This window comes from Lelliottia nimipressuralis (assembly GCF_041464075.1).
Lineage (GTDB): Bacteria > Pseudomonadota > Gammaproteobacteria > Enterobacterales > Enterobacteriaceae > Enterobacter > Enterobacter nimipressuralis.
Genome location: NZ_CP167172.1, coordinates 3,877,265 through 3,901,339, shown reverse-complemented (window position 1 = coordinate 3,901,339; position 24,075 = coordinate 3,877,265). Strand labels below are relative to the sequence as shown.

At 58.7% G+C, this 24,075-nt stretch carries 8 protein-coding genes; all 8 read left to right on the top strand.

Annotation, left to right across the window (positions count from 1 at the left end; translation table 11 throughout):
- The first annotated feature begins 7 nt into the window (after positions 1-7).
- The 8 genes from ACB496_RS18610 (at position 8) to ACB496_RS18575 (ending at position 24,025) form a co-directional block, all read left to right on the top strand.
- Positions 8-1,597 (top strand): ABC transporter substrate-binding protein, encoded by a 1,590-nt coding sequence (locus ACB496_RS18610; RefSeq protein ID WP_371973240.1) that lies wholly within the window; start codon positions 8-10, stop codon positions 1,595-1,597.
- 47 nt (positions 1,598-1,644) lie between these two features.
- Positions 1,645-2,598: an ABC transporter permease gene (locus ACB496_RS18605; protein WP_100778936.1), complete on the top strand. Its 954-nt coding sequence runs from the start codon at positions 1,645-1,647 to the stop codon at positions 2,596-2,598.
- Between the two features lie 6 nt (positions 2,599-2,604).
- On the top strand, positions 2,605-3,450 hold the full coding sequence (locus ACB496_RS18600) for an ABC transporter permease (RefSeq protein WP_371973239.1): 846 nt from the start codon (positions 2,605-2,607) through the stop codon (positions 3,448-3,450).
- Entirely contained in the window at positions 3,443-4,420 is a 978-nt protein-coding gene (locus ACB496_RS18595) for an ABC transporter ATP-binding protein (protein WP_231275997.1), read from the top strand. Before ACB496_RS18600 ends, ACB496_RS18595 begins: the two co-directional genes overlap by 8 nt.
- On the top strand, positions 4,417-5,394 hold the full coding sequence (locus ACB496_RS18590) for an ABC transporter ATP-binding protein (protein WP_371973238.1): 978 nt from the start codon (positions 4,417-4,419) through the stop codon (positions 5,392-5,394). Before ACB496_RS18595 ends, ACB496_RS18590 begins: the two co-directional genes overlap by 4 nt.
- 159 nt (positions 5,395-5,553) lie before the next feature.
- On the top strand, positions 5,554-7,425 hold the full coding sequence (gene gss / locus ACB496_RS18585) for a bifunctional glutathionylspermidine amidase/synthase (RefSeq protein WP_371973237.1): 1,872 nt from the start codon (positions 5,554-5,556) through the stop codon (positions 7,423-7,425).
- Between the two features lie 799 nt (positions 7,426-8,224).
- Complete coding sequence (locus tag ACB496_RS18580; RefSeq protein ID WP_233446079.1) at positions 8,225-9,484, top strand: TolC family outer membrane protein; 1,260 nt, start codon at positions 8,225-8,227, stop codon at positions 9,482-9,484.
- 123 nt (positions 9,485-9,607) lie between these two features.
- A complete protein-coding gene (locus ACB496_RS18575) occupies positions 9,608-24,025 on the top strand; it encodes an Ig-like domain-containing protein (protein ID WP_371973236.1) in 14,418 nt (4,805 codons plus the stop codon).
- Positions 24,026-24,075 lie beyond the last annotated feature (50 nt).

Below are 24,075 nucleotides of genomic sequence, written 5' to 3'. Positions count from 1 at the left end.
GTGAGATATGCGCAAGCTACTGTTATCTGCTGTTCTGGTGTCCATGGCATTGGCCGCAGCGGGCTGTGACGATGCTAAAAAGAATGAAACGGCGAACGCGCCAGCAGCAAAAAGTGATGCGCCAAAAGAGGGTGGCTCGCTCATTATCGGTATCACGTCCGGCGACCCGCTGGCCGTAAACCCACTCTACGCCAGCGACCGTACCACGTTGACCATCATGCAGGCGCTGTACGCGCCGCTCTACAGTTTTAACGACGGCAAAATCGAATGGGGCCTGGCCGAAAGCCTGACGCCATCCGCCGATGATCTCAGCTATACCCTGACCTTAAAACCGAATCTGAAATGGCAGGACGGCCAGCCGCTGACCGCCTCCGACGTGGTCTTCACCTTTAATAAGCTCCTCGAAGCCAAACAGCACAGCTTCTTCCGCAGCATGTTCACCTACGGCGGTAAGCCTGTCGAAGTGAGTAAAGTCGACGATCGCACCGTGAAGTTCACGTTGCCGCAGGTCAGCGCCGCCTTTACCGGAACGCTGGTGCAGATCTACCCGATTCCGGAACACGTGTTCGCAAAAGAAGCGGATCTGGAAAAGAGCACCAAAAACGATGCGCCGGTAGGTTCCGGTCCGTTCAAGTTTAAAGAGTACCGCGCGGGGCAATATTACGCCCTGACCCGTTTTGACGATTACTGGAACGGCAAAGCGAAGCTCGACTCCGTGACCTATCGCTTTGCCAAAGACAGCAACTCCGCAAACCTTGCGCTGCAAAACGGCGAAATCAATCTGAAGATGGTCGACCCGCAGGACGTCAGCCGCCTGAAGAATACCGGCAAATTTGATTTTGTGGTCTATCCGGAAGGCCGTCTGGCGTACATGACCTTCAACCAGAACGTGCCGGTGATGAAAAGCAAACCGCTTCGTCAGGCGATTGCTTATGCCATCAACAAAGATGAACTGACCCAAACCGCGTTCACCTCGCTGGATTATGCTAAACCGGCCAGCTCGTTCCTGACGCCGGACACGCTTTATCAGACCAACGACGTTGAGCAGTACACGTTCGATCAGCAAAAAGCCAAAGAACTGCTGAAAGCGTCCGGCGCGCCAGCCGATCTCAAGCTGCGCCTGGCCTATGTGAACACCAACAAAACCCAGGAGAGCATGGCGCTCTATATTCAGCAGCAGCTGAAAGGTATTGGCGTTAATGTGGAACTGATGCCGCTCGACTCCAACGCCATGTCCCAGCGCAGCCTGGATATGAACAACACCGCGTGGGAGCTGAACCTCGGCGGTTACATCATGGGCGCGGAGCCGGATGGCTACAAATCCCTGTTCATGAGCAACGAAGCCTACAACTATGCGCACTATAAAAACCCGCAGTTCGACGCCCTGTGGGACAAAGGCGCAGTGGAAACTGACAGCGGCAAACGTGCTGAAATCTACAAGCAAATTCAGCAGACCGTCGCCAACGACATGACCTACTACCCCATCGCCTACACCAACGCGACAGTTGCCGTGGATAAACGCTTTGGCGGGACGCAGGAAGCCGAACCGAAACCGGTTTATATGTTCCAGGACCTTTCAAAAATCTATCAAAAATAAGTCGTTGCCCCGGCCAACTGGCCGGGGTGTTTTTTTAAGGGCATGTCGTGAACACATTACTGACGCGTCGGCTGCTGCAACTGCTGCCGATGCTTTTCTTTATTTCGCTGGTGGCGTTTTTGCTGGTCAAACTCGCGCCCGGCGATCCGGTGGCGGCGTACATCACGCCGAGAATGGCCCCGGACGATATCGAACGTATCCGCCAGAGCATGGGGCTGGATAAGCCCCTGGTGACGCAATACGTTCTGTGGCTGAAAAACGTTTTGCAGGGCGACCTGGGCTATTCGCTGATTTACCATCGCCCGGTGCTGGAGATGATCGGCGAACGCATTCCGGCCACGCTTGGGCTGATGGGCGCGTCGCTGGTGATGGCGATCCTCCTCGCCATTCCGCTGGGGCTGCTCGCGGGCGCGTTCAAACACCGCTGGCTGGATCACATCCTGAATTTATTCGCCTATATCGGTATTTCCGTACCCATTTTCTGGTTCGGTATTCTGCTGATCACCATTTTTGCCGTGCAGCTAAACTGGTTCCCCAGCATGGGGATGCGCACTATCGGTATGGAGGACAACTGGCTGGACGTGGTGCGTCACGGCGTGCTGCCGTGCATTGCGCTGACCTTCTATAACCTCTCCAGCTACGTGCGCTATATCCGCTCGAACACCATTTCGCAGCTCTCCGCCGACTATGTGCAAACCCAGCTGGCGTATGGCGCCACGCGCACCAGTATCCTGTTCCGCCATGTGCTGAAAAACGTACTTTTGCCGGTGATCACCCTGTTTGGCCTGTCGTTTGGCGAGCTGGTTGTGGGCGCCTACGTAACCGAAAGCGTCTTTTCGTGGCCGGGGATGGGGCTGCTGGGCATTCAGTCGATCACCTCGCTGGACTACCCGCTGATCATGGCGATCATCATGCTGTCGTCGATGATGCTGATCGTCGGCAATCTGATCGCCGATCTGCTCTATCGCTTCGCCGATCCCCGTATTCGTACCCTGAGGTAACCCCGGATGAGCAGACGCTGGCAACAAGTACGCCACCAGCTGCGCCGCAACCGTCCGGCGCAGTTTTCACTCTTTGTTCTCTTTATTTTTATCGTCGCCGCCCTGTGCGCAGGGCTAAGTCCTTACGATCCGGATCAGATGTCCCTTGGCGCGCGCACTCTGCCGCCTGACACCGCGCACTGGTTTGGCACCGATGAATACGGACGCGATTACTTCACCCGCGCCCTGTACGGCGGGCAGATCTCCCTGATGGTCGGTTTTCTGGCGATGCTTTTTTCCACGCTGATCGGCACGCTTGTCGGCACCATCAGCGGCTATTTTGGCGGCTGGCTCGATAACCTGATGATGCGCGTCGTCGATATTCTGATGGCCATTCCGGCGTTTTTTCTGCTGCTGGTGGTGAACGCCTACCTCAAGCCGGGCGTGGATAACATCATCCTGATTATCAGCCTCTTGACCTGGATGAGCATGTCGCGGCTGGTGCGTGCCGAAACGCTCAGCGTCAAAGAGCGCGAATATGTTCTGTATGCCCGCGCGTCGGGCGAGCATCCGCTGCGCATCATTCTGCGCCATATTATTCCCGGCGTGCTGCCGACAATTATTGTGGCGGCGACGCTGAATATCGCATCGGCCATTCTGATGGAATCGACCCTCAGTTTCCTCGGGCTGGGCGTGCAGGCGCCCGCTGCGTCGTGGGGAAGTATGCTCAACAACGCCCAGTCGTACATCGGCGAAGCCTCATGGCTGGCGATGTTCCCCGGCATTTTGATTTTGCTGACGGTGTTTAGTTTTAACGTGCTCGGTGACGTATTCCGCACCGCTTTTGAGCCGGGAGCGAACCGCGATGAATAACTTATTAGAACTCGATAATCTGCACACTTCGTTTCGCACCCGCGACGGTAACGTACAGGCGGTGCGCGGCGTGAGTTTTCATGTGCAGGCCGGGGAGCTGGTCGGCATCGTCGGCGAATCCGGGTGCGGGAAAAGCGTCACCTGCAAATCGATCATTCAGCTGCTCGGCAGCAACGGGCACATCTCCGGCGGCAGTATTCGCTTTCAGAATGACGATCTGGCGAAGAAGACCCCCGAGCAAATGCGCAAGATCCGTGGCAACGACATTGCGATGATTTTCCAGGACCCGATGACCGCCCTAAACCCGGTGGTGACCATCGGCAGGCAGATGTCGGAGATCCTCATTCGCAACAAAGGGCTGTCCAAAAAGGCGGCAAAAGCGGCGGCCATTGCCATGCTCGATCAGGTGGGGATTGCCGAAGCGGAGCGCCGTTACGATCAGTTTCCCCACGAGTTTAGCGGCGGGATGCGCCAGCGCGTGATGATCGCCATTGCGCTCTCCTGCAACCCGAAACTGCTGATCGCCGACGAACCGACAACCGCGCTGGATGTGACCATTCAGGCGCAGATCCTGCGCCTGCTGAAAAGCCTGCAACAGCAGACTCAGACAGCCATTCTGCTGATCACCCACGATCTCGGCGTGGTGGCGCAGGTGTGCAGCCGTGTCGTGGTGATGTACGGCGGGCAGGTGATGGAAGAGGGGAGTGTAGAGGATATTTTTTATCGTCCGGCGCACCCGTACACCCAGGGGTTACTGGCCTCCCTGCCGCGCGCGGACGAGGCAAATCACCGCCTGTCACCCATCGAAGGGACGCCGCCTGGCCTGCTCAATCCGCCGCCGGGCTGCCCGTTTGCCGAGCGCTGTCCGAAACGGATGGCGCAGTGTGAGCGCCAACCCGCATTCTATTCCGTTGGCGAGGGCCACCGTGCGGCCTGCTGGTTATGGGCTGATAAGGAGGTTCAGGCATGAGCGAGCAAAATGCCCCTTTAGTGAGCGTCCGTGAACTGCGTAAACACTATCAGGTTCAGGGTGGGCTGCTGCGCAAAGGCGTGGCGGTGAAAGCGGTCGACGGCGTGAGTTTTGATATTCAGCGCGGAGAAACCTTTGGTCTGGTGGGCGAATCAGGCTGCGGAAAATCGACGCTTGGGCGCGCAATGCTGCGCCTGTTTGATATCACCTCCGGCGAAATTCACTTTGCCGGACAGGAGATTGCGCAGGCCAACGAAAAACAGCTCAAGCCACTGCGTAAAAGAATGCAGGCCATTTTCCAGGACCCGTACTCGTCGCTCAATCCGGGTATGACGGTGCAGCAGCTGGTGGCCGAACCGATGCAGATCCACGGCTACAGCCGGGAGGAGCAGCGGGAACGTACGGAAACCCTGCTCTATAAAGTGGGGCTTAAACAGGAACATCTGCAGCGCTTCCCCCATGAATTCAGCGGCGGTCAGCGCCAGCGCATCAGCATTGCGCGTGCTCTGTCGGTGCGCCCGGAATTTGTGCTGTGCGATGAACCGCTCTCGGCGCTGGATGTGTCGGTGCAGGCGCAGGTGGTGAATATTTTGCAGGACCTGCAGCAGGAGCTGGGGCTGACCTATCTGTTTATCGCCCACGATCTGTCGATGGTGCGCCATATCTCCAGCCGTATCGGGGTGATGTACCTCGGAAAGCTGGTGGAAGTGGCCCCGGCGGGCGAGCTGTATTCCCATCCGGCGCACCCCTATACGCGCGCGCTGCTGGCCGCCGTTCCGCTGCCCGATCCGCGCATCCGCCATCTTGAGCAGGCGACCCTGCGCGGGGAGATCCCCGGCCCTACGTCGGTGCTTCCTGGCTGTAAATTTTGCAGCCGTTGCCCGCACGTCATGCCGGTTTGCCGCTCGCAGGAGCCCGCCATGCAGGAGATCTCGCCGGGGCATTTTGCGGCCTGTTGGTTATTTAAGGTTTAAGGTGCCGCGAACAACGCCGGGCGGCGCGAAGGCGCGCCCGGCTCGCACTGTGAATTGTCCCTTTATCAGGTGTATGATAAATCCTCTTCTGTCTGATTCATGTCAACACGCAGACGACAACCCTCATCATCTTGCCGCCTGCCTTTTTAGGTTGGATTCATGCGAAATAATGGAAAGCAAAGCAGTGACGCTCCGTTTGGGACGTTGTTAGGTTATGCGCCGGGTGGCGTGGCAATTTACTCCTCGAACTACAGCAGTCTTGACCCGCGCCAGTACCCCGAAGACGCGGAGTTTCGTAGCTATATCGGCAACGAATACATGGGCCACAAATGGCAGTGCGTGGAGTTCGCGCGCCGCTTCCTGTTCCTCAACTACGGCATGGTATTTACCGACGTCGGCATGGCGTGGGAGATCTTCTCCCTGCGCTTCCTGCGCGCCGTGGTGAACGACACCATCCTGCCGCTGCAGGCGTTTGCCAACGGATCGAAACGCGCGCCAAAAGCCGGTTCGCTGCTCATCTGGCAAAAGGGCGGTGAGTTTCATGAGACCGGCCATGTGGCCGTTATCACTCAACTGATGGGCGATAAAGTGCGCATTGCCGAGCAGAACGTACTCCATTCGCCTCTGCCGGTCGGGCAGCAGTGGACGCGCGAGCTGCGCCTGTCCGTCGAAAAAGGCTGCTACACCCTGCACGACACCTTCACAGATACCACTATTCTGGGCTGGATGATCCAGACCGACGACACAGAGCACAGCCTGCCGCAGCCGGAAATCGGCGGTGAACAGCTGAAAATCAGCGGGGCGCGACTGCCCAACAAGCGCCAGTTCGACGGGAAATGGCTCAACGAAAAGGATGCTCTCCAGCAAGCTTACGTTCGCGCCAACGGGCATGTGATCAACAAAGATCCCTGCCAGTATTTCACCATTACCGAAAGTGCCGAGCAGGAGCTGATCAAGGCCACCAACGAGCTGCATCTGATGTATCTCCACGCCACCGATAAAGTGCTGAAAGACGACAACTTACTCGCGCTTTTCGACATCCCGAAAATCCTCTGGCCGCGTCTGCGCCTCTCCTGGCAGTGGCGTCGTCACCATATGATCACCGGTCGTATGGATTTTTGTATGGATGAGCGCGGGCTGAAGGTGTACGAGTACAACGCCGATTCCGCCTCCTGCCATACGGAAGGCGGTTTGATCCTTGAAGAGTGGGTGAAAAATGGCTATCGCGGCACCGGGCATAACCCGGCGGAAGGCTTGCTCGAAGAGCTGACCGGCGCGTGGAAACACAGCCACGCGCGTCCGTTCGTGCATATCATGCAGGACAACGATATCGAAGAGGATTACCACGCGCTCTTTATCCAGCGCTCGCTGATGCAGGCCGGTTTTGACACCAAAATTCTGCACGGCCTGGAAGCGCTGAGCTGGGATGCGGCAGGGCAGCTTATCGATGATGAAGGTCGCGCGGTGAACTGTGTCTGGAAAACCTGGGCGTGGGAAACGGCGATCGAGCAGGTGCGTGAAGTGAGCGAAACCGAATACGCCGCCGTGCCGATTCGCACCGGTCATCCCCAGCAAGAGGTGCGTTTAATTGACGTGCTGTTGCGCCCGGAAGTGCTGGTATTTGAACCGCTGTGGACCGTGATCCCCGGCAACAAAGCGATTCTGCCGGTGCTGTGGCAGCTGTTCCCGAATCACCGTTATCTGCTGGATACGGATTTCGAGGTCAACGAACTGCTCACCAAAACCGGCTATGCGGTGAAACCTATCGCAGGTCGCTGCGGCAGCAATATCGATCTGATCAGCGCCGAAGAGGAGCTGCTGGATAAATCCAGCGGTAAATTTACGGATCGTAAAAATATCTACCAGCAGCTGTGGTGCCTGCCGAAAGTGGACGGGAAATACATCCAGGTCTGCACCTTTACCGTCGGTGGCAACTACGGCGGCACCTGCCTGCGCGGGGATGATTCGCTGGTGATCAAGAAAGAGAGCGATATCGAGCCGTTGATTGTGGAGAAGGATAAGGAGAGCTAATCCGGCACAACGCGCGTCGAAACGGTAAAACCCGCAGATTCCCCTGCGGGTTTTTTATTGCCGTTTTGGGGCTGATGCCATCGATTGATGAATAAACGTAATGAGTTATCCCGAATGTGCTAATAATTCACCTGATATATTGTTATTGTTCTGTTTATTTTTTCACATTTAGATTGAATGACTGCTTATAAAGAAATTGCTGGTGTTAAATGCCAATTATTAACAATTGCTGGCGCAGTATCCTGTTTCTTAAGGGATTATTTTTTCTTTGTTGTTTAAATAATAACCACGGCACTAAAACTGACATTTCTTTGAAAATCTTTGTGTCATATTCATTGAGAAATAAACGCAAAAATGTACAGGCAGGTATTTTAAATATTTTCTTAAATAACAATGCGTTTATTCCAGGCCGATTTAGGCCCTATTTTCACGGTTTGTCTGGAAACCGCATTTTTTCTCTTAGCATTAACACCTTGTTAACATTGTGGGTATAGTTCCACTTAAGACATTTTGTTATGCTCGCCGTTAAGAAATGTTGAATAAGTAAATTCTTAAAAACGATTATCTGCTACTGATTTCCGTTAGTGAAAATTGGTGCTTAGGCTTTTTCGCACATTCATTAAACGTTGAAAAATTCTTACGTGTAAGATTTTTACCACTGGCTAAGTGGGGGAGGCGAAGAAAACGATATACACCATCCTCAGGGGTGGAATAGTAAGGGAGATCTATCTTGAGAGCGTTTAAATATACCCAGATACCTGCCGCCCTTGTTTTATTTGCGGCCACGATGTCCTCATCGATGGCAAATAACGGGACGATTGGCAGCGCTCCCGTCGCACGCACGTCATTAAAAGAGAGCATTCTTTTTGCTTTCGATCGCGATCCCTCCGTGAGCCAGCAAGCCGCTCAGATGGGGATTGGTCAGGCCCAGATTGATGAAGCCCGAAGCGGGTGGATGCCGCAAATTTCACTGAACGGCAATACGGGCCATAGCCAGACGACGGACTCCAGCGGTTCGCTGAAAAATTCGGCGGCGTGGGGCTTGAGCCTGACGCAGCTTGTGTACGACTTTGGCAAAACCAATAGCGCGATCAGCCAGTCTTCCGCCCAGCATGACAGCTATCGGTATCAGCTGATGGCGACGTTATCGTCGGTCGCAGAGAAAACCGCGCTGAGCTATGTGGATGTGAAACGCTATACAGACCTGACCCAGGCCGCGCAGGAGAACATCCTCGCCCTGAAAAATGTGCAACAGCTGGCGAAATTACGCTCCAGTGCGGGCCTTAGCTCCACCTCTGATGAGCTGCAAACGCAAACCCGCGTGGCGGGAATGCAGGCAACCCTTGAGCAATACAACGCGGCGCTGAAAAGTGCCCGCGCCAGGCTGTCGGTTCTGACGGGAATTGATGCACAACAGCTCTCCCCGTTACCGTCCACGCTTGAGGTGCAGCAGGATTCCCTTGATAGCATCGACTACACGCTGATCCCCTCCGTTCTGGCGGCGAGAACCATGGAGAGTTCTGCCCAGTACGGCATTGAACGGGCGAAATCCCAGCACTGGCCGACCCTGAGCCTGAAAGGGGGAAGAACGCGCTATGAATCGGATAACCGCTCCTATTGGGACGACCAGATCCAGCTGAATATTGATGCCCCTCTCTATCAGGGCGGGGCAGTATCCGCCAGGGTTCGCCAGGCTGAGGGGGCGCGTGCTATGGCCGCTTCGCAGGTGGATCAGGCTCGTTTTGATGTCCTGCAAAAAGCCTCAGTCGCAATGGCAGACTGGAGCGGGGCGCGTGGCCGAATGGAGGCCGGAAATGTCCAGCTGGAAAATGCGTTACGCGCCCGTGAAGTTTATAAAAATGAATATACCCTCGGTAAGCGAAGTATTAACGATCTCCTGAGCGTCGAACAAGATGTCTGGCAGGCAACCTCCTCAAAAATATCAGCAGAATATGATAGTTGGGCGAGTGCAGTTAATTATGCGTCAGCCGTTGATAATCTCATGCAACGTATTGGAATTGAAAAAAACGCTGCGGCCAAATTACCTGATTTAAGTTAGAGAAACGCGGCTGACGCTGCGGATATAAGTTCAAGAAGAATGGGAGATTTTCATTCCCGGGGATAGTCACATCCTCAGGATAGAAATACTCACAGGCACCCGTGTACCTGCAAGGAGAGAAATATGAGTAACGCTAAGATTGTCGATGTCATTATTCGCAAAACCGCTGAGAAAACAGTATTGACCGGAGAGGGAAATCTCTCGGTATCTGTTTCTGCACCCAGTGTCATTGAAATCCACGGATCGGCCCAGGATGTCGCACGTTATATGCGCCAGGGTAAGGATCTGCTGATTTACATGAAAGATGGCAGCGTGATTCGATGCAATAACTATTTTCTCGACGATCCCGAGGGTAAAAACCATTCCGAACTGGTGTTTAACGACCAGCAGGAACTGACTCATATCACCTTTGCAGAGACGGAAGAGGCCGCGGGGATGGCGGCGGTGGAATTAAGCGCGCAGGCCACGCCGATTTCCACCATCGAGCCGTTCCTGGAGCAGGCCAGTAGCTTAAGCGATGCCCCGTGGGGCTGGATCGCAGGGGCCGCATTAGGCGGCGGGGCGATTGGCGCGCTGCTGGCGCACGGCGGGGATGGTGACACCAAAACCAAAGTCATCGACAACACCAAAGAGGTCGAAAGCGCGACGCCGACCTTCCTCGTGACGGATAAACAGGGTGACAAGCAGGGTGTGCTGAGTGCAAAAGAGGTCACGGACGATAACACCCCGACCTTTAGCGGCACCGGCCAGCCGGGCGCGACCATTCAGATCAAGGACAGCAGCGGCAACACCATCGCCAGCGCGATGGTCGGCACCAATGGCACCTGGACGGTAAAACTGCCGACGCAAACCGACGGCGAACACACCTGGTCGGTAGTGCAAATCGACGGCAGCAAAACGACTTCTGCGGGCAGCATCACCGTGAATGTGGTCACCGCCGATGCCAGCGTAACGCTGAGCACCACTGCCGGAGATAACGTCATCAATGCCAGCGAGCAGTCCGCAGGATTTGCCCTGTCCGGCACCAGCAAACATCTCGCGCAGGGCACCGACCTGACCGTCACGCTGAACGGTAAGACCTACACCACTGAAGTCGGCGCGAACGGCGCATGGAGCGTTAACGTTCCGGCGGCTGATGCGAAGGCATTGGCGGACGGCACCTGGACGGTCACCGTGACCGGCAAAGACGCGGCGGGTAATACCGTCACCGGAAATCAGACGCTGAACGTAGATGCCCACGCGCCGACGCTCTCCGTGGATGCCATTTCGCAGGACAACATTCTCAACGCCGCCGAGCACGGCCAGCCATTAACGCTGAGCGGTAAAACCAACGCCGAGGCCGGGCAAATTGTCACGGTCTCCCTCAACGGTAAAAACTACACCACCACCGTCGGCAGTGACGGCACATGGTCCCTGACCCTGAATAACAGCGACGTCAACGCACTCGCTGAGGGTTCCCATACGGTCACGGTAAACGTCAACGACAAAGCCGGCAATCCCACCTCCACCACCGCTGATTTCAGCGTCGATACCGTAGCCCCTGTCGTGACGGTGAACGCCGTCGCGGGCGATGACGTGATCAATGCCGATGAGCAGGGTCAGGCGCAGATTATTTCCGGTCGCGCGAGCGGCGCAGCCGAAGGTGACGTGGTTACCGTGACGCTGGGCGGTAAGCATTATACGGGCGTCGTACAAGCCGATGGCAGCTGGAGCGTGGGCGTTCCGGCGAACGAAATCCGTGCGCTCGGCGAAGGTCACTTTACGCTCTCCGTTGCGGTGACGGATGCGGCCGGTAACACCGGGAATGCCACTCACGATTTTACCCTGAGCGGTGCAGCACCTGAGTTGACGATCGACCCTATCAGCCAGGACAACGTGCTGAACGCTCAGGAAGCGATGTTGCCACTCGATCTCAGCGGCACCAGTAATCTGCCGAACGGCAGCGCGGTAACCGTAACCCTGAATAACATCAGCTACCAGGTCACCGTGGAGAACGGCGTCTGGTCGGTGCAGGTGCCGGTGGCCGATGTGCTGAATCTGGCGAATACCCTCTACACCGTAAGCGTGAGCGGAACGGACAGCGTGGGCAACGTCGGCAGCGCGGACGCCATGCTGCTGGTGGATACGGCGCTGCCGCAGGTGATCATCAATACCTTTGCGGGCGATAATCTGGTCAACAATGCGGAAGTCGCCGTTGACCAGACGCTCAGTGGCCGCGTCGTTGGTGCGGCTGCGGGCGACACCGTCTCCATTACCGTCGGCGGCAAAAGCTACACTGCCATCGTCGGCAACGACCTGAGCTGGAATGTATCGATTCCGTCCGCCGATCTGAACGCGTTTGGCGACGGCGATCTGACCTTTACGGCATCGGTGACCAACGCTCACGGCAATACGGGCACCGGCGAGCGCGATATTAATATCAACGCCGCGTTGCCGGGCCTGCGCGTCAACACCATCTCTGGCGACGACGTGATTAACGCCATCGAGCAGCACCAGGATCTGACTGTCACCGGCTCAAGCAGCCACCTGGCGCCAGGCTCACAGATGACCGTCACCATCAACAATATCGATTATCCGGCGGTCATTGCCGCCAACGGCAGCTGGCAGATCGGTGTCCCGGCGGCAGACCTGCAAAACTGGACCGCGGGCGATATTCTGGTTGTGGCCAGCGCGCAGGATCAGTGGGGCAATACCGTTTCCGCTGAACATCCCATTGAACTGAATCTCTCTCCTGTCGCCGTGTCCATCGACACGGTGACCCTTGATGACATGCTGAATGCCGCCGAGAAAGCGGCTGACCTCACCCTGTCCGGCCAGACGCAGGGCGTCGAAGCGGGCCAGACGGTGGTAGTGAAATTTGCCGATCAAACCTTCACGGCCCAGGTTCAGCAGGACGGCTCCTGGAGCCTGACGGTCCCTTCCAGCGCGATGGACGGGCTAAGCGACGGGCGCGCGCAGGTTAGCGTCAGCGTAGCCAACACCAGCGGCAACAGCGCCGATGCGTCACGCGTGATCACGGTGGACACCCAGCCACCGACGATTGCTATCGACAACCTGACGGACGACAACATCATCAACGCTGCAGAAGCGCAGCAGGATCTGATTTTAAGCGGCAGCACCAGTGCGCAAGCGGGCCAGACCGTGACCCTCACCCTGAACGGCAAAACCTATCAGGCTATCGTGCAGAATGACGGCAGCTGGCAGCTGAGCGTTCCTGCCGCCGATGTGGGTGCCCTCGCCGACGGCAACGTGACGATCAACGCGAGCGTCAGCGACGTGGCCGGAAACAGCGCCAGCACCGACCGAATCGGCCTGGTCGACGCTACGGTTCCGCAGGTGACGATTAATGATTTTGTCACCGACACCAACACCGTGAACTACACCGCCCACTCGCAGGCGCAGATTTTAAGTGGCTCGGTGACGGGCGCGGCCGCAGGCAATCTGGTGACCGTCACCATTGACGGCGTGAATTACACCACCGCAGTGGATGCGGCGGGCAACTGGAGCCTGGGCCTGCCCGCCTCCGTGATTCAGGGGCTGGCAGACGGAACCTGGACAATCGACGTCTCCGTGACTGACAGTGCCGGCAATACGGGCAGTAATTCGGTGGATGTGGTGGTGAACACTGCAAAACCGGTGATTGCGATTAACACGCTTGCCGATGACGACGTGATCAATGCGGCTGAAAAAGGTGCAGATCTGGCTCTTTCTGGCACCAGCGACCAGCCGCAGGGCACGGTGATCACCGTCACGCTCAACGGCATCCAATACACCGCCATCGCCGATGACAGCGGGAACTGGACGGTAACCGTTCCGGCCTCGGCGGTCAGCGCGCTGGGTGAAGCGAATTACACCGTGACGGCCAGCGTCACGGACAGTGCGGGCAATAACAGCAGCACCACGCACGACGTGCTGGTCGACAGCGCCCTGCCGGTGATCACCCTCAATGCCATCGCCAGCGACGATATTATTAACGCCTCGGAAGTGGCGACCGGGCAGACCCTCAGCGGTAAAGTCAGCGGCGCGGCGAACGGCGATACCGTTACGGTGACTATCGGCGGCAATACTTACACCACGACCGTTAAAAGCGATCTCAGCTGGTCTGTGGATGTCCCGGCAGACGTGCTGAGCGCAATCGGCAACGGCGATCTGACGGTAGAAGCGTCGGTCACGAATGGTCATGGCAATACCGGTACGGGTGAGCGCGATATCACTATCGACGCCAATCTGCCGGGGCTGCGCGTGGACACGGTGGCGGGCGACGATGTGATTAACATCGTTGAACACGGCCAGCACCTGATGGTGACGGGCACCAGTACCGGCCTGTCGGCAGGCTCCGCGCTGACCGTAACGGTCAACGGCAAAACCTATCCGGCGACGGTCCTCGCGGACGGCTCCTGGAGCGCTGCCGTTCCTGCGGCCGACGTCGGTGCGCTGGCGGCAGGCAACGTCACCATCACGGTAGCAGGCCAGAGCAGCGCCGGAAATCCGGTCTCTATCAGCCATGACGTGAAGGTCGATCTGGCGGATGTGGCAATTAGCATTGACGCGATTGCCAGCAACGATGTGATCAACGCGGCGGAGAAAGGGACCGATCTGGTGCTCTCCGGCACCACGGCGAACGTCGAAGCGAACCAGACGGTCACCCTGACCTTTGGGGGCAAAACCTATACCACGACCGTCGATGCCAACGGCAACTGGACGTACACCGTGCCATCTGCGGATCTGGCGGGTCTCAAAGACGGCGATGCCAGCGTGCAGGTGAGCGTCACCAACGTCAACGGCAACAGCGCCTCGGCAGGCCGCGAGTACAGCGTCGATGCTACCGCGCCGTCACTTTCTATCGAGATCATCAGCGATAACAACATCGTCAATGCGGCGGAAGCGCAGCAGGATCTGGTGGTGAACGGGACGACCAACGCCGAAGCGGGTCAACCCGTGACCGTCACGCTGAACGGAAAAGAGTACACCACCACGGTTCTGGCGGGGGGCAACTGGAGCGTCACCGTTCCGGCGGCCGATATGGCCGGAATCAGCGACGGCCAGTACACCGTGACCGCATCCGTGGCCGACAAAGCGGGCAACCCGGCGAGCGCCGATCGCGACGTGCTGGTGGACGCCACGGTGCCGCAGTTAACCATCGATACACTTTCCGGCGATGACATCATAAACAGCACCGAGCATGGCCAGGCGTTGATCGTCACGGGCCACGTGACGGGTGCTGAAGCGGGCGATGTCGTGACCGTCACCCTCAACAACAAATCTTACACCGCCACGCTGGATGCCTCTGGCAACTGGATCGTGGGCGTTCCGGCGGCAGACGTGGGAGCCTTGATCGCGGGCGATCATACCCTCACGGCAACGCTGACGGACAAAGCGGGTAACAGCGACACCACCACCCATGACGTGGCGGTCAACCTCACTGCGCCGGTATTGACCATCGATACGGTCTCCGGTGACGACGTCATCAACAACGCCGAAAAAGCCCAGGAGCTGACGATCAGCGGTACCGCGACGGGCCTGGCGGCTGGCGCGATGGTGACGGTGATGCTCAATGGCAAAGCCTACAGCGCCATCGTCAATGACGAGGGCAAATGGACCACCACCGTTCCGGCGGATCAGGTCGGGGCGCTGGGCGAAGCGCTGTATGACATTAGCGCGTCGGCAACCGACAGCGCAGGCAACAGCGGGAGTGCGGTGCATACGGTTAACGTGGAATCCGTGCTGCCAGGCGTCACCATCAACGCGATTGCTACGGATAACGTGATCAACGCCGACGAAGTGGCGGCGGGCCAGACCATCAGCGGTACGGTGGTGAACGCCCAGCAGGGCAACACCGTGACCGTCACCATTGGCGGCAACACTTACACCACCACAGTGCAGAACGATCTGAGCTGGTCGGTGAACGTCCCGGCGGACGTGCTGACGGCGCTGGGCAACGGCGATCTGACCGTCACCGCCTCCGTCACTAACGGCGTGGGTAACAGCGGTTCCGGCGAGCGCGACATCACCATCGACGCCAGCCTGCCGGGCCTGCGCGTGGATACCGTGGCGGGCGATGACGTGATCAACCGCATTGAACACGGACAGAACCTGATTATCACCGGCGACAGCGACGGCCTCCCGGCAGGCAGCGCCCTGACCGTCACCGTCAACGGCAAAACCTATCCGGCGACGGTGCTGGCGGACGGCACCTGGAGCGCCGCCGTTCCTGCGGCAGACGTCGGTGCGCTGGCGGCAGGCAACATCACTATTACAGTGGCCGGCCAGAGCAGCGCCGGGAATCCGGTCTCGATCAACCACGATGTGAAAGTCGATCTGGCGGACGTGGCGATCAGCATCGATGCCATTACGACCGACGATGTGATCAATGCGGCGGAAAAAGGGGCGGACCTTGTCCTCTCTGGCAGCACCACGAACGTCGAAGCGAATCAGACGGTCAACATTACCTTTGGCGGGAAAGCCTATACCGCGCAGGTGGATGCGGACGGGAAATGGACCGTCACGGTGCCATCGGCGGATCTGAACGGTCTGAAAGAGGGCGACGCCAGCGTGCAGGTGAGCGTCACCAACGTTAACGGCAACAGCGCCTCGGCGGGACGCGAGTACAGCGTCGACAGCACCGCGCCGGGCGTGACGATCAACACTGTTGCGGCAGACGACATTCTCAACGCGGCAGAAGCGCAAGCTGATCTGACGATCGGCGGCACCAGCACGGCGGAAGCGGGCCAGCCGGTCGTCGTGACGCTGAACAATAAAACTTACACCACCACGGTAGGCGCAGACGGCAGCTGGACGCTGGACGTTCCGGCGGCTGATGTGGCGAGTCTGGCGGACGGCGTTACCACGATCCACGCCTCGGTGGCTGACAAAGCCGGTAACCCGGCGTCGGTCGATCGTAACCTGACGGTGGATGTCACCGTTCCGGTAATCACCATCAATACCATCGCGGGCGATGACGTCATTAACGTGGCCGAGCATGCTCAGGCGCAAATCATCAGTGGTTCAGCCACCGGCGCGGCGGCAGGCGATAGCGTCACTGTGACCATCGGCGGCCAGACGTACACCACGGTGCTGGATGCCAGCGGCAACTGGAGTGTTGGCGTGCCAGCCAGCGTGATTTCGGCGCTCAGCGATGGCTCAGTGACGGTCTCCGTGAACGTCACCGATGCAGCAGGCAACACCGGCAGCGGCAGCCATAACGTGACTGTCGATACCGGTTTGCCGTCTCTGGGCTTCAATGCCATTTCCGGCGATAACGTGCTGAACGCCGTAGAAAAAGGTCACGACCTGAGCGTCGACGGGATCAGCGCAAACCTGGCCGAAGGCACACGGGTGACGGTCACGCTGAACGGTAAGCAGTACACCGCCACAACGGCCGCAGATGGCCGCTGGAGCCTGACAATACCGGCAGCCGACCTCGCGGGTCTCGGTGAAGCAAACTACACCCTTAACGCCAGCGCCACCAACGGCGTGGGCAACAGCATCAGCGGCAGTGCAAACCTGCAGGTGGATACGGCGCTGCCAGGCGTCACTATTAATGCGATTGCTACGGACAACGTGATCAACGCCGACGAAGTGGCGGCGGGCCAGACCATCAGCGGTACGGTGGTGAACGCCCAGCAGGGCAACACCGTGACTGTCACCATTGGCGGCAACACTTACACCACCACAGTGCAGAACGATCTGAGCTGGTCGGTGAACGTCCCGGCGGACGTGCTGACGGCGCTGGGCAACGGCGATCTGACCGTCACCGCCTCCGTCACTAACGGCGTGGGTAACAGCGGTTCCGGCGAGCGCGACATCACCATCGACGCCAGCCTGCCGGGCCTGCGCGTGGATACCGTGGCGGGCGATGACGTGATCAACCGCATTGAACACGGACAGAACCTGATTATCACCGGCGACAGCGACGGCCTCCCGGCAGGCAGCGCCCTGACCGTCACCGTCAACGGCAAAACCTATCCGGCGACGGTGCTGGCGGACGGCACCTGGAGCGCCGCCGTTCCTGCGGCAGACGTCGGTGCGCTGGCGGCAGGCAACATCACCATTACGGTGGCAGGCCAGAGCAGCGCCGGGAATCCGGTCTCGATCAACCATGTCGTGAAAGTCGATCTGGCGGACGTGGCGATCAGCATCGATGCCATTACGACAGACGATGTGATCAACGCGGCGGAAAAAGGGGCGGACCTTGTCCTCTCTGGCAGCACCACGAACGTCGAAGCGAATCAGACGGTCAACATCACCTTTGGCGGGAAAGCCTATACCGCGCAGGTGGATGCGGACGGGAAATGGACCGTCACGGTGCCATCGGCGGATCTGAACGGTCTGAAAGAGGGCGACGCCAGCGTGCAGGTGAGCGTCACCAACGTCAACGGCAACAGCGCCTCGGCGGGGCGCGAATACAGCGTCGACAGCACTGCGCCGACCGTCACGATTGATACGGTCGCCGGGGATAACGTCATCAACGGTAGCGAAGCAGCCGCAGGGATTGTGATTTCCGGTACCACTACCGCAGAAGTGGGCCAGACGGTGACCGTCATGCTGGGCGGTAAAACGTACACCGCCCAGGTAGAGGCTGGCGGTAGCTGGAACCTCTCTGTTCCGGCGGGCGATCTGGCGGCGATGGCGGATAACGGCTATTCGGTGCAGGTCAGCGTGAGCGATAACGCCGGAAACCCAGGCAGCGCCAGCAAGGCGATCACTCTCGATACCACGCCGCCCGTTATCAGCTTCAATACGGTGGCGGGCGATAACGTCATCAACAGCGTTGAGCACGGACAGGCGCAGATTGTCAGCGGTACGGCGACGGGCGCGGCGGTGGGCGATAAGCTCATTATCACGATCGGCGGCCAGCAGTACACCACCACGGTGGATGCCAGCGGCAAGTGGAGCGTCGGTGTGCCAGCCAGCGTGATTTCAGCGTTGCAGGACGGTACGGTGACCATCAGCGCCACCGTGACGGACAGCGCGGGTAACAGCAGCACCCAGACGCACGACGTGGTGGTGAACACCGCTTCTGTCTCCCTGACGGTTGCGACCATCAGCGGCGATGATGTGATTAACGCGGCGGAAGCGGGCAGCGCGCTGACCATCAGCGGCTCAAGCACCCAGTTCGCCAGCGGGACGCAGGTGACCGTTACGCTGAATGGTAAAAACTATACGGCGAACATCCAGAGCGATGGTTCCTGGACGACCACTGTTCCTGCGGCAGACGTCGCGGGGCTGGCGGATGGCGCACACTATCAGGTGTCCGTCTCCGCCCAGGACAGCGCGGGTAACAGTGCGTCAGCCACCCACACGGTGAGCGTCGATACCACGCCGCCGGTAGTCAGTATCGCCACGCTCGCGGGCGACGATGTTCTGAACGCCGTCGAACAGCAGCAGCCGCTGACCATCCACGGTTCGTCCAGCGCGGAAGCGGGGCAAATGGTCACCGTCACGCTGGGCAGCAAGACCTATACCGCCCAGATTGCCAGCGACGGAACCTGGACGCTGAATGTTCCAGCAACGGATCTCGCGGCGCTGAACGAAGGGGCGTTAACCGTCACTGCGTCGGTAAGCGATAAAGCCGGTAACAGCGGACAGACCACCCATACCCTGACGGTGGATACCGTTGCGCCGGTCATTACCATTGATACCGTGGCGGGCGACGATATCGTGAATAACAGCGAACAGCTGGCGGGGCAAACCCTCAGCGGCACAACGACCGCCGAACAGGGCCAGAGGGTGACGGTGACCTTCAACGGCCACAGCTATCAGGCGATAGTTGACGCCGACGGTAAATGGTCGGTATTTGTCTCCGGGCGCGATTTCCTCGGCCTGAGCGACGGTGATTACACCATTACCGCCTCCGTCAGCGATAAAGCCGGAAACCCTGGCAGCACCACGCATGACGTGACCCTGAACGGTGACGTGCCGACCATCAGCATCAACACCTTTGCCGACGATGATATTGTCAACGCCGCAGAGCACGGCACCCCGCTGGTGATCAGCGGCACCACCGACGCGCCTGCGGGCCGCACGGTCACCCTCACGCTGAACGGTAAAACTTACACCACAACCGTTCAAAACGACGGCAGCTGGGAATACACCCTGGGCAGCGCGGATGTGACCGCACTGGCCGACGGTGGCGCATATGTCATTCATGCCGAGGTCAGCAACACCATCGGCAACAGCGCCAGCGATAGCCATAACGTGACGGTGGATCTGACCGCGCCGTCGATGGGGATCAGCATTGATTCTCTGCACAACGACACCGGCCTGAGCAGCAGCGATTTCATCACTAACGATAATCAGGTTATCGTCAACGGCTCCCTGACCGCGCAGCTCGGCAATAACGAGAAGGCGCAGATCAGCCTTGATGGCGGCGTGACCTGGAGCGATCTGACGGTCACCGGCACGCAATGGCGCTATACCGATGGCCGCACGCTGACGGACGGGACTTACACGTATCAGGTCCGGGTGGTGGATAACGCGGGTAACGTGGGCGCGACCGACAGCCAGAACGTGGTGGTCGATCTCACCGCACCGGCCTCCACCACCATTACCGTGGATTCTGTGACCCAGGATACGGGGCTGTCCGGCAGCGACTTTATTACCAGCGATAACCAGATCACCCTGAAAGGGACGCTGGGCGCGGCGTTGGGCAACGGCGAATATGCGCAAATCAGCACTGATGGCGGCGTGACCTGGGCTAACGTGAGCGTGAGTGGCCTGGGCTGGACCTGGGTCGATGGCCGCACGCTGGCCGACGGCGATTACAACTATCAGCTGCGCGTGATTGACGACGCAGGCAACATCAGCGCCACCACCAGCCAGGTGGTGACCATTGATACGGTGGTGCCGGACGCGAGTAAAACCGTCACCATCGACAGCATCAGCGACGACACCGGGCTGAGCAACAGTGACTTTGTCACCCAGGATACCTCCCTGACCCTGCACGGCTCGCTGGGCGCGACGCTGTCGGACGGCGAGTACGTGCAGATTAGCCTGGATGGTGGCAATACCTGGCAGAACGTCACCGTGGTAGGCAATAGCTGGTACTACGCGGACGGCCGCACGCTGCAAAACCAGACATACGACTACTGGGTACGCGTCATTGATACGGCGGGTAACGTGGGGGATTCCGCTCATCAGCAGGTGACCGTCGATACGATTGCGCCTGATGCGGCGATTACCGTTACGGTGGATAACATCACCGTCGATACCGGCTTTGATAACAATGACTTCCTGACCAGCGAAACCTCTTACACGCTGCATGGCACGCTGGGGGCAACGCTCGGGGCGAATGAGTTTGTCCAGGTGAGTCTCGACGGTGGGCAGACCTGGGTCTATGCCACGGTCAACGGCACCCAATGGCAGTATGCCGACACCCGTACGCTGGGCGATGGCGACCATAGCTATCAGGTTCGCGTGGTGGATCAGGCGGGCAACGTGGGCGCGACCACCTCGCAGGTGGTGACTGTCGATACCCAGGCACCGCAATACGGCATTACGGTTGATGCCATCAGCGATGACACCGGGCAATCCGCGAGTGATTTTATCACCAACGATACCACCCTGACGGTCAGCGGATCGCTTGGCAGAGCGCTTGCCAGCGACGAGCGCGTGCAGATTAGTATGGATGGCGGTGCCACCTGGACCGATGCCACGGTGACGCAGACGCAGTGGAGCTACACCGATCCTCGCGTGCTCCCGGAAGGTGACCACACTTACCAGGTGCGCATTATCGATGAGGCGGGCAACGTCGGCTCGACCGCGCAGCAGGTGGTGACGGTTGATACCACACCGCCTGTCACGCAGGGTACCGTGGTGAGCTACACGGACAACGAAGGCGAGCGCCAGAGCGATTTCGGATCGTCTGTCGCCACCGATGACACCACGCCACAGATCAACGGGACGCTGAATCAGGCCCTGGCGGCGGGTGAAATTGCCGAGCTGTACCGCGACGGCGTGAAGCTGGGTCAGGTCACGATGAACGGGGCGACCAGCTGGTACTTCCAGGACAGCGGTCTGATTGACGGAAACCACACCTACGTGCTGCGTGTCACCGACACGGCGGGGAACACCACGGATTCCGATGATTTCGTGCTGCGCGTCGATACCAGCATTCCGACCACTACGGCGGCGATTACCGGACAGACCACGTCGGACACCACGCCGATCCTGAGCGGGACCTTGTCCGCTGAGCTGACCAACGGCGAGTATCTGGTGGTCACGGTTAACGGCAAAACCTACACCTCCGAAACCGGCGGTGCGGTGGTGGTCGACCCGAATCACAACACCTGGTATGTGCAGATACCTGACGGCGATGCGCTGGCTGCCAGCAGCTACAGCGTGACGGCGCAGGTGAAGAGCAGCGCGGGTAACGGCAACACGACAGGCACCACCACCGGCAGCCTGACCATCGGAACCGACTCGGTGAATACCGACTGGGCCAGCACCACCGGCAGCAGCGACAACTCCACCATGACGCTCGGCATGAACAGCAGCGGGCTGTGGAATATCATCGCCAACGGACGCTCGTATTCCAGCAGCGATATGTCGACCTACAGCAATACCGCCCTGACCAACACCCGTGGCTATAACGTGGTGAGCCAGACCACGGCCGACTTCGACCGTAATGGGACCGGGGATGTGTTTGCGACGGAAAGCACTTACCTCAACTCGACGCAGGTGATGTGGACCTATAACGGCACCAGCTACACCGGCAGCCAGCTGGGGATGGGAACCACTATCTATTACGGCGGCGTTATTGCGTACGATAAAACCGGTGATGGCTATCTGGATCTGGCCTACGGCGATGCCGGGATGGACTCCCTGACCTACCTGATCAACAACAACGGCACGCTGACACCGGATGGAACCGGCGGGGAAGGTGGTTTCTACGGCCAGTTTGACTCAGGACGTGAAATCTCCGGGGTGGACATTAACAACGACGGCACCGTGGATATCGTCCAGCACACCAACCGCAGCGGTAACGCGTTCTCGATGACGGTCATCAACAACGGCGGGAATGGCACGCTCACTGTCGGGCAAACCATCACCAACGTGTTTGTGGTGAACGCGGCAAACACCACCACGGCGGCGTCGATGACCTGGGCTGATTTCAACGGCGACGGGTATATGGATCTCTATCTCGGCAGCAGTTACGGCAATACCGGCGGTGTGATCTATTACAACGACGGTAACGGCCAGCTGTCGGCCTCGAAGAGTGCGGTGGAAGCCTCAAACGCCACGGCGGGTTATTTGTCGGCGGCGGTGGACTGGAACGGTGACGGCCAAATGGACGTGATCAAGTTCAGCACCTACGGCGGATCGCAAACCGCGACGTTGTTCACCAACAACAATAACGGGACGACGTGGACGTCAAGCCAGCTGGCAACTGGCCTGGTGAATGTCACCGGGATTGCGGCGGTGGATTACAACTGGGATGGCGCGAAGGATCTGCTGGTGTCTCAGCAGAACGGCAAAGTGGTCTATGTGCAGAACAAACAGACCATTGCAGACGGCACGGCCATGCACCTGCGTATTGTCGATAGCGAAGGCATCAACAGCTATTACGGCAACACCGTGAATCTGTACAACGCGCGCGGTGAGCTGGTGGCGTCGCAAATCATCAACGCCCAGTCCGGTTTCGGGGTGAATGACAGCTCGGCGCTGGTCAGTTTCTACGGCCTGAATCCGGATGAAACCTACTCCGCAGAGATTGTGAAGTTCACTAACGGTGCTTCCGCCAACGTGACCTGGGACGGACTGGAAGCAGGCAACGGCAAAGAAGGCTATGTGCTGACAGCCGATGCCGCGACGGGGGGGCACAGCGGAACGCTGACCGGGACGGGCTATAACGACACCTTTATCGCCGAAGAAGGAAGTTATACCTACAACGGTTCCGGCGGCTGGAGCACCACGTCGGATCACGATACCTGGAGCAACACCGGCGGGATGGATGTGGTCGACTACCGCAATGCGAGCGCGGGCATCACGGTGGACCTGAGCGTCACGACAGCCCAGGACACCGGGTTTAACACCACCACCCTGAAGAATATTGAAGGGATTGCAGGCTCAGACTTCGACGACGTGATCACCGGCAACAGCGGGGATAACCAGTTCGAAGGCCGTGGCGGGAACGACACTTTCAATATTGGCAGCGGCGGGCACGACACGCTGTTGTACAAGCTCATCAACGCCGCTGACGCCACGGGCGGTAACGGCAGCGATCAGGTTAACGGCTTTACCGTCGGGACCTGGGAAGGGACGGCGGATACCGACCGTATCGATCTGCGCGAGCTGTTATCCGACAGCGGGTATACCGGCACCGCCTCGGCGAGCTATGTCAACGGTGTCGCCACTCTGGACAGCAGCGCGGGGAATATTACGGATTACCTGCGCGTGGTGCAGAACGGCAGTAACACCGAAATTCAGATCGACCGCGACGGAACGGGCAGCCAGTTCGATCCGACTACGGTGGTCACTCTGAACGGGGTACAGACGGATCTGGCCACCTTGCTGGCAAACCATCAGCTGTTAGTTGCGTAAACCTCAGGCCGCGAGAAGCGATTCTCGCGGCATTTTTCGTATCTTTACAG

Excerpts from the sequence above, each read along its gene's own strand:
- ACB496_RS18600 (WP_371973239.1), top strand. The coding sequence starts at position 2,605 with ATGAGCAGACGCTGGCAACAAGTACGCCACCAGCTGCGCCGCAACCGT.
- gss (WP_371973237.1), top strand. The coding sequence starts at position 5,554 with ATGCGAAATAATGGAAAGCAAAGCAGTGACGCTCCGTTTGGGACGTTG.
- ACB496_RS18575 (WP_371973236.1), top strand. The coding sequence starts at position 9,608 with ATGAGTAACGCTAAGATTGTCGATGTCATTATTCGCAAAACCGCTGAG.
- ACB496_RS18580 (WP_233446079.1), top strand. The coding sequence starts at position 8,225 with ATGGCAAATAACGGGACGATTGGCAGCGCTCCCGTCGCACGCACGTCA.
- ACB496_RS18590 (WP_371973238.1), top strand. The coding sequence starts at position 4,417 with ATGAGCGAGCAAAATGCCCCTTTAGTGAGCGTCCGTGAACTGCGTAAA.
- ACB496_RS18595 (WP_231275997.1), top strand. The coding sequence starts at position 3,443 with ATGAATAACTTATTAGAACTCGATAATCTGCACACTTCGTTTCGCACC.
- ACB496_RS18610 (WP_371973240.1), top strand. The coding sequence starts at position 8 with ATGCGCAAGCTACTGTTATCTGCTGTTCTGGTGTCCATGGCATTGGCC.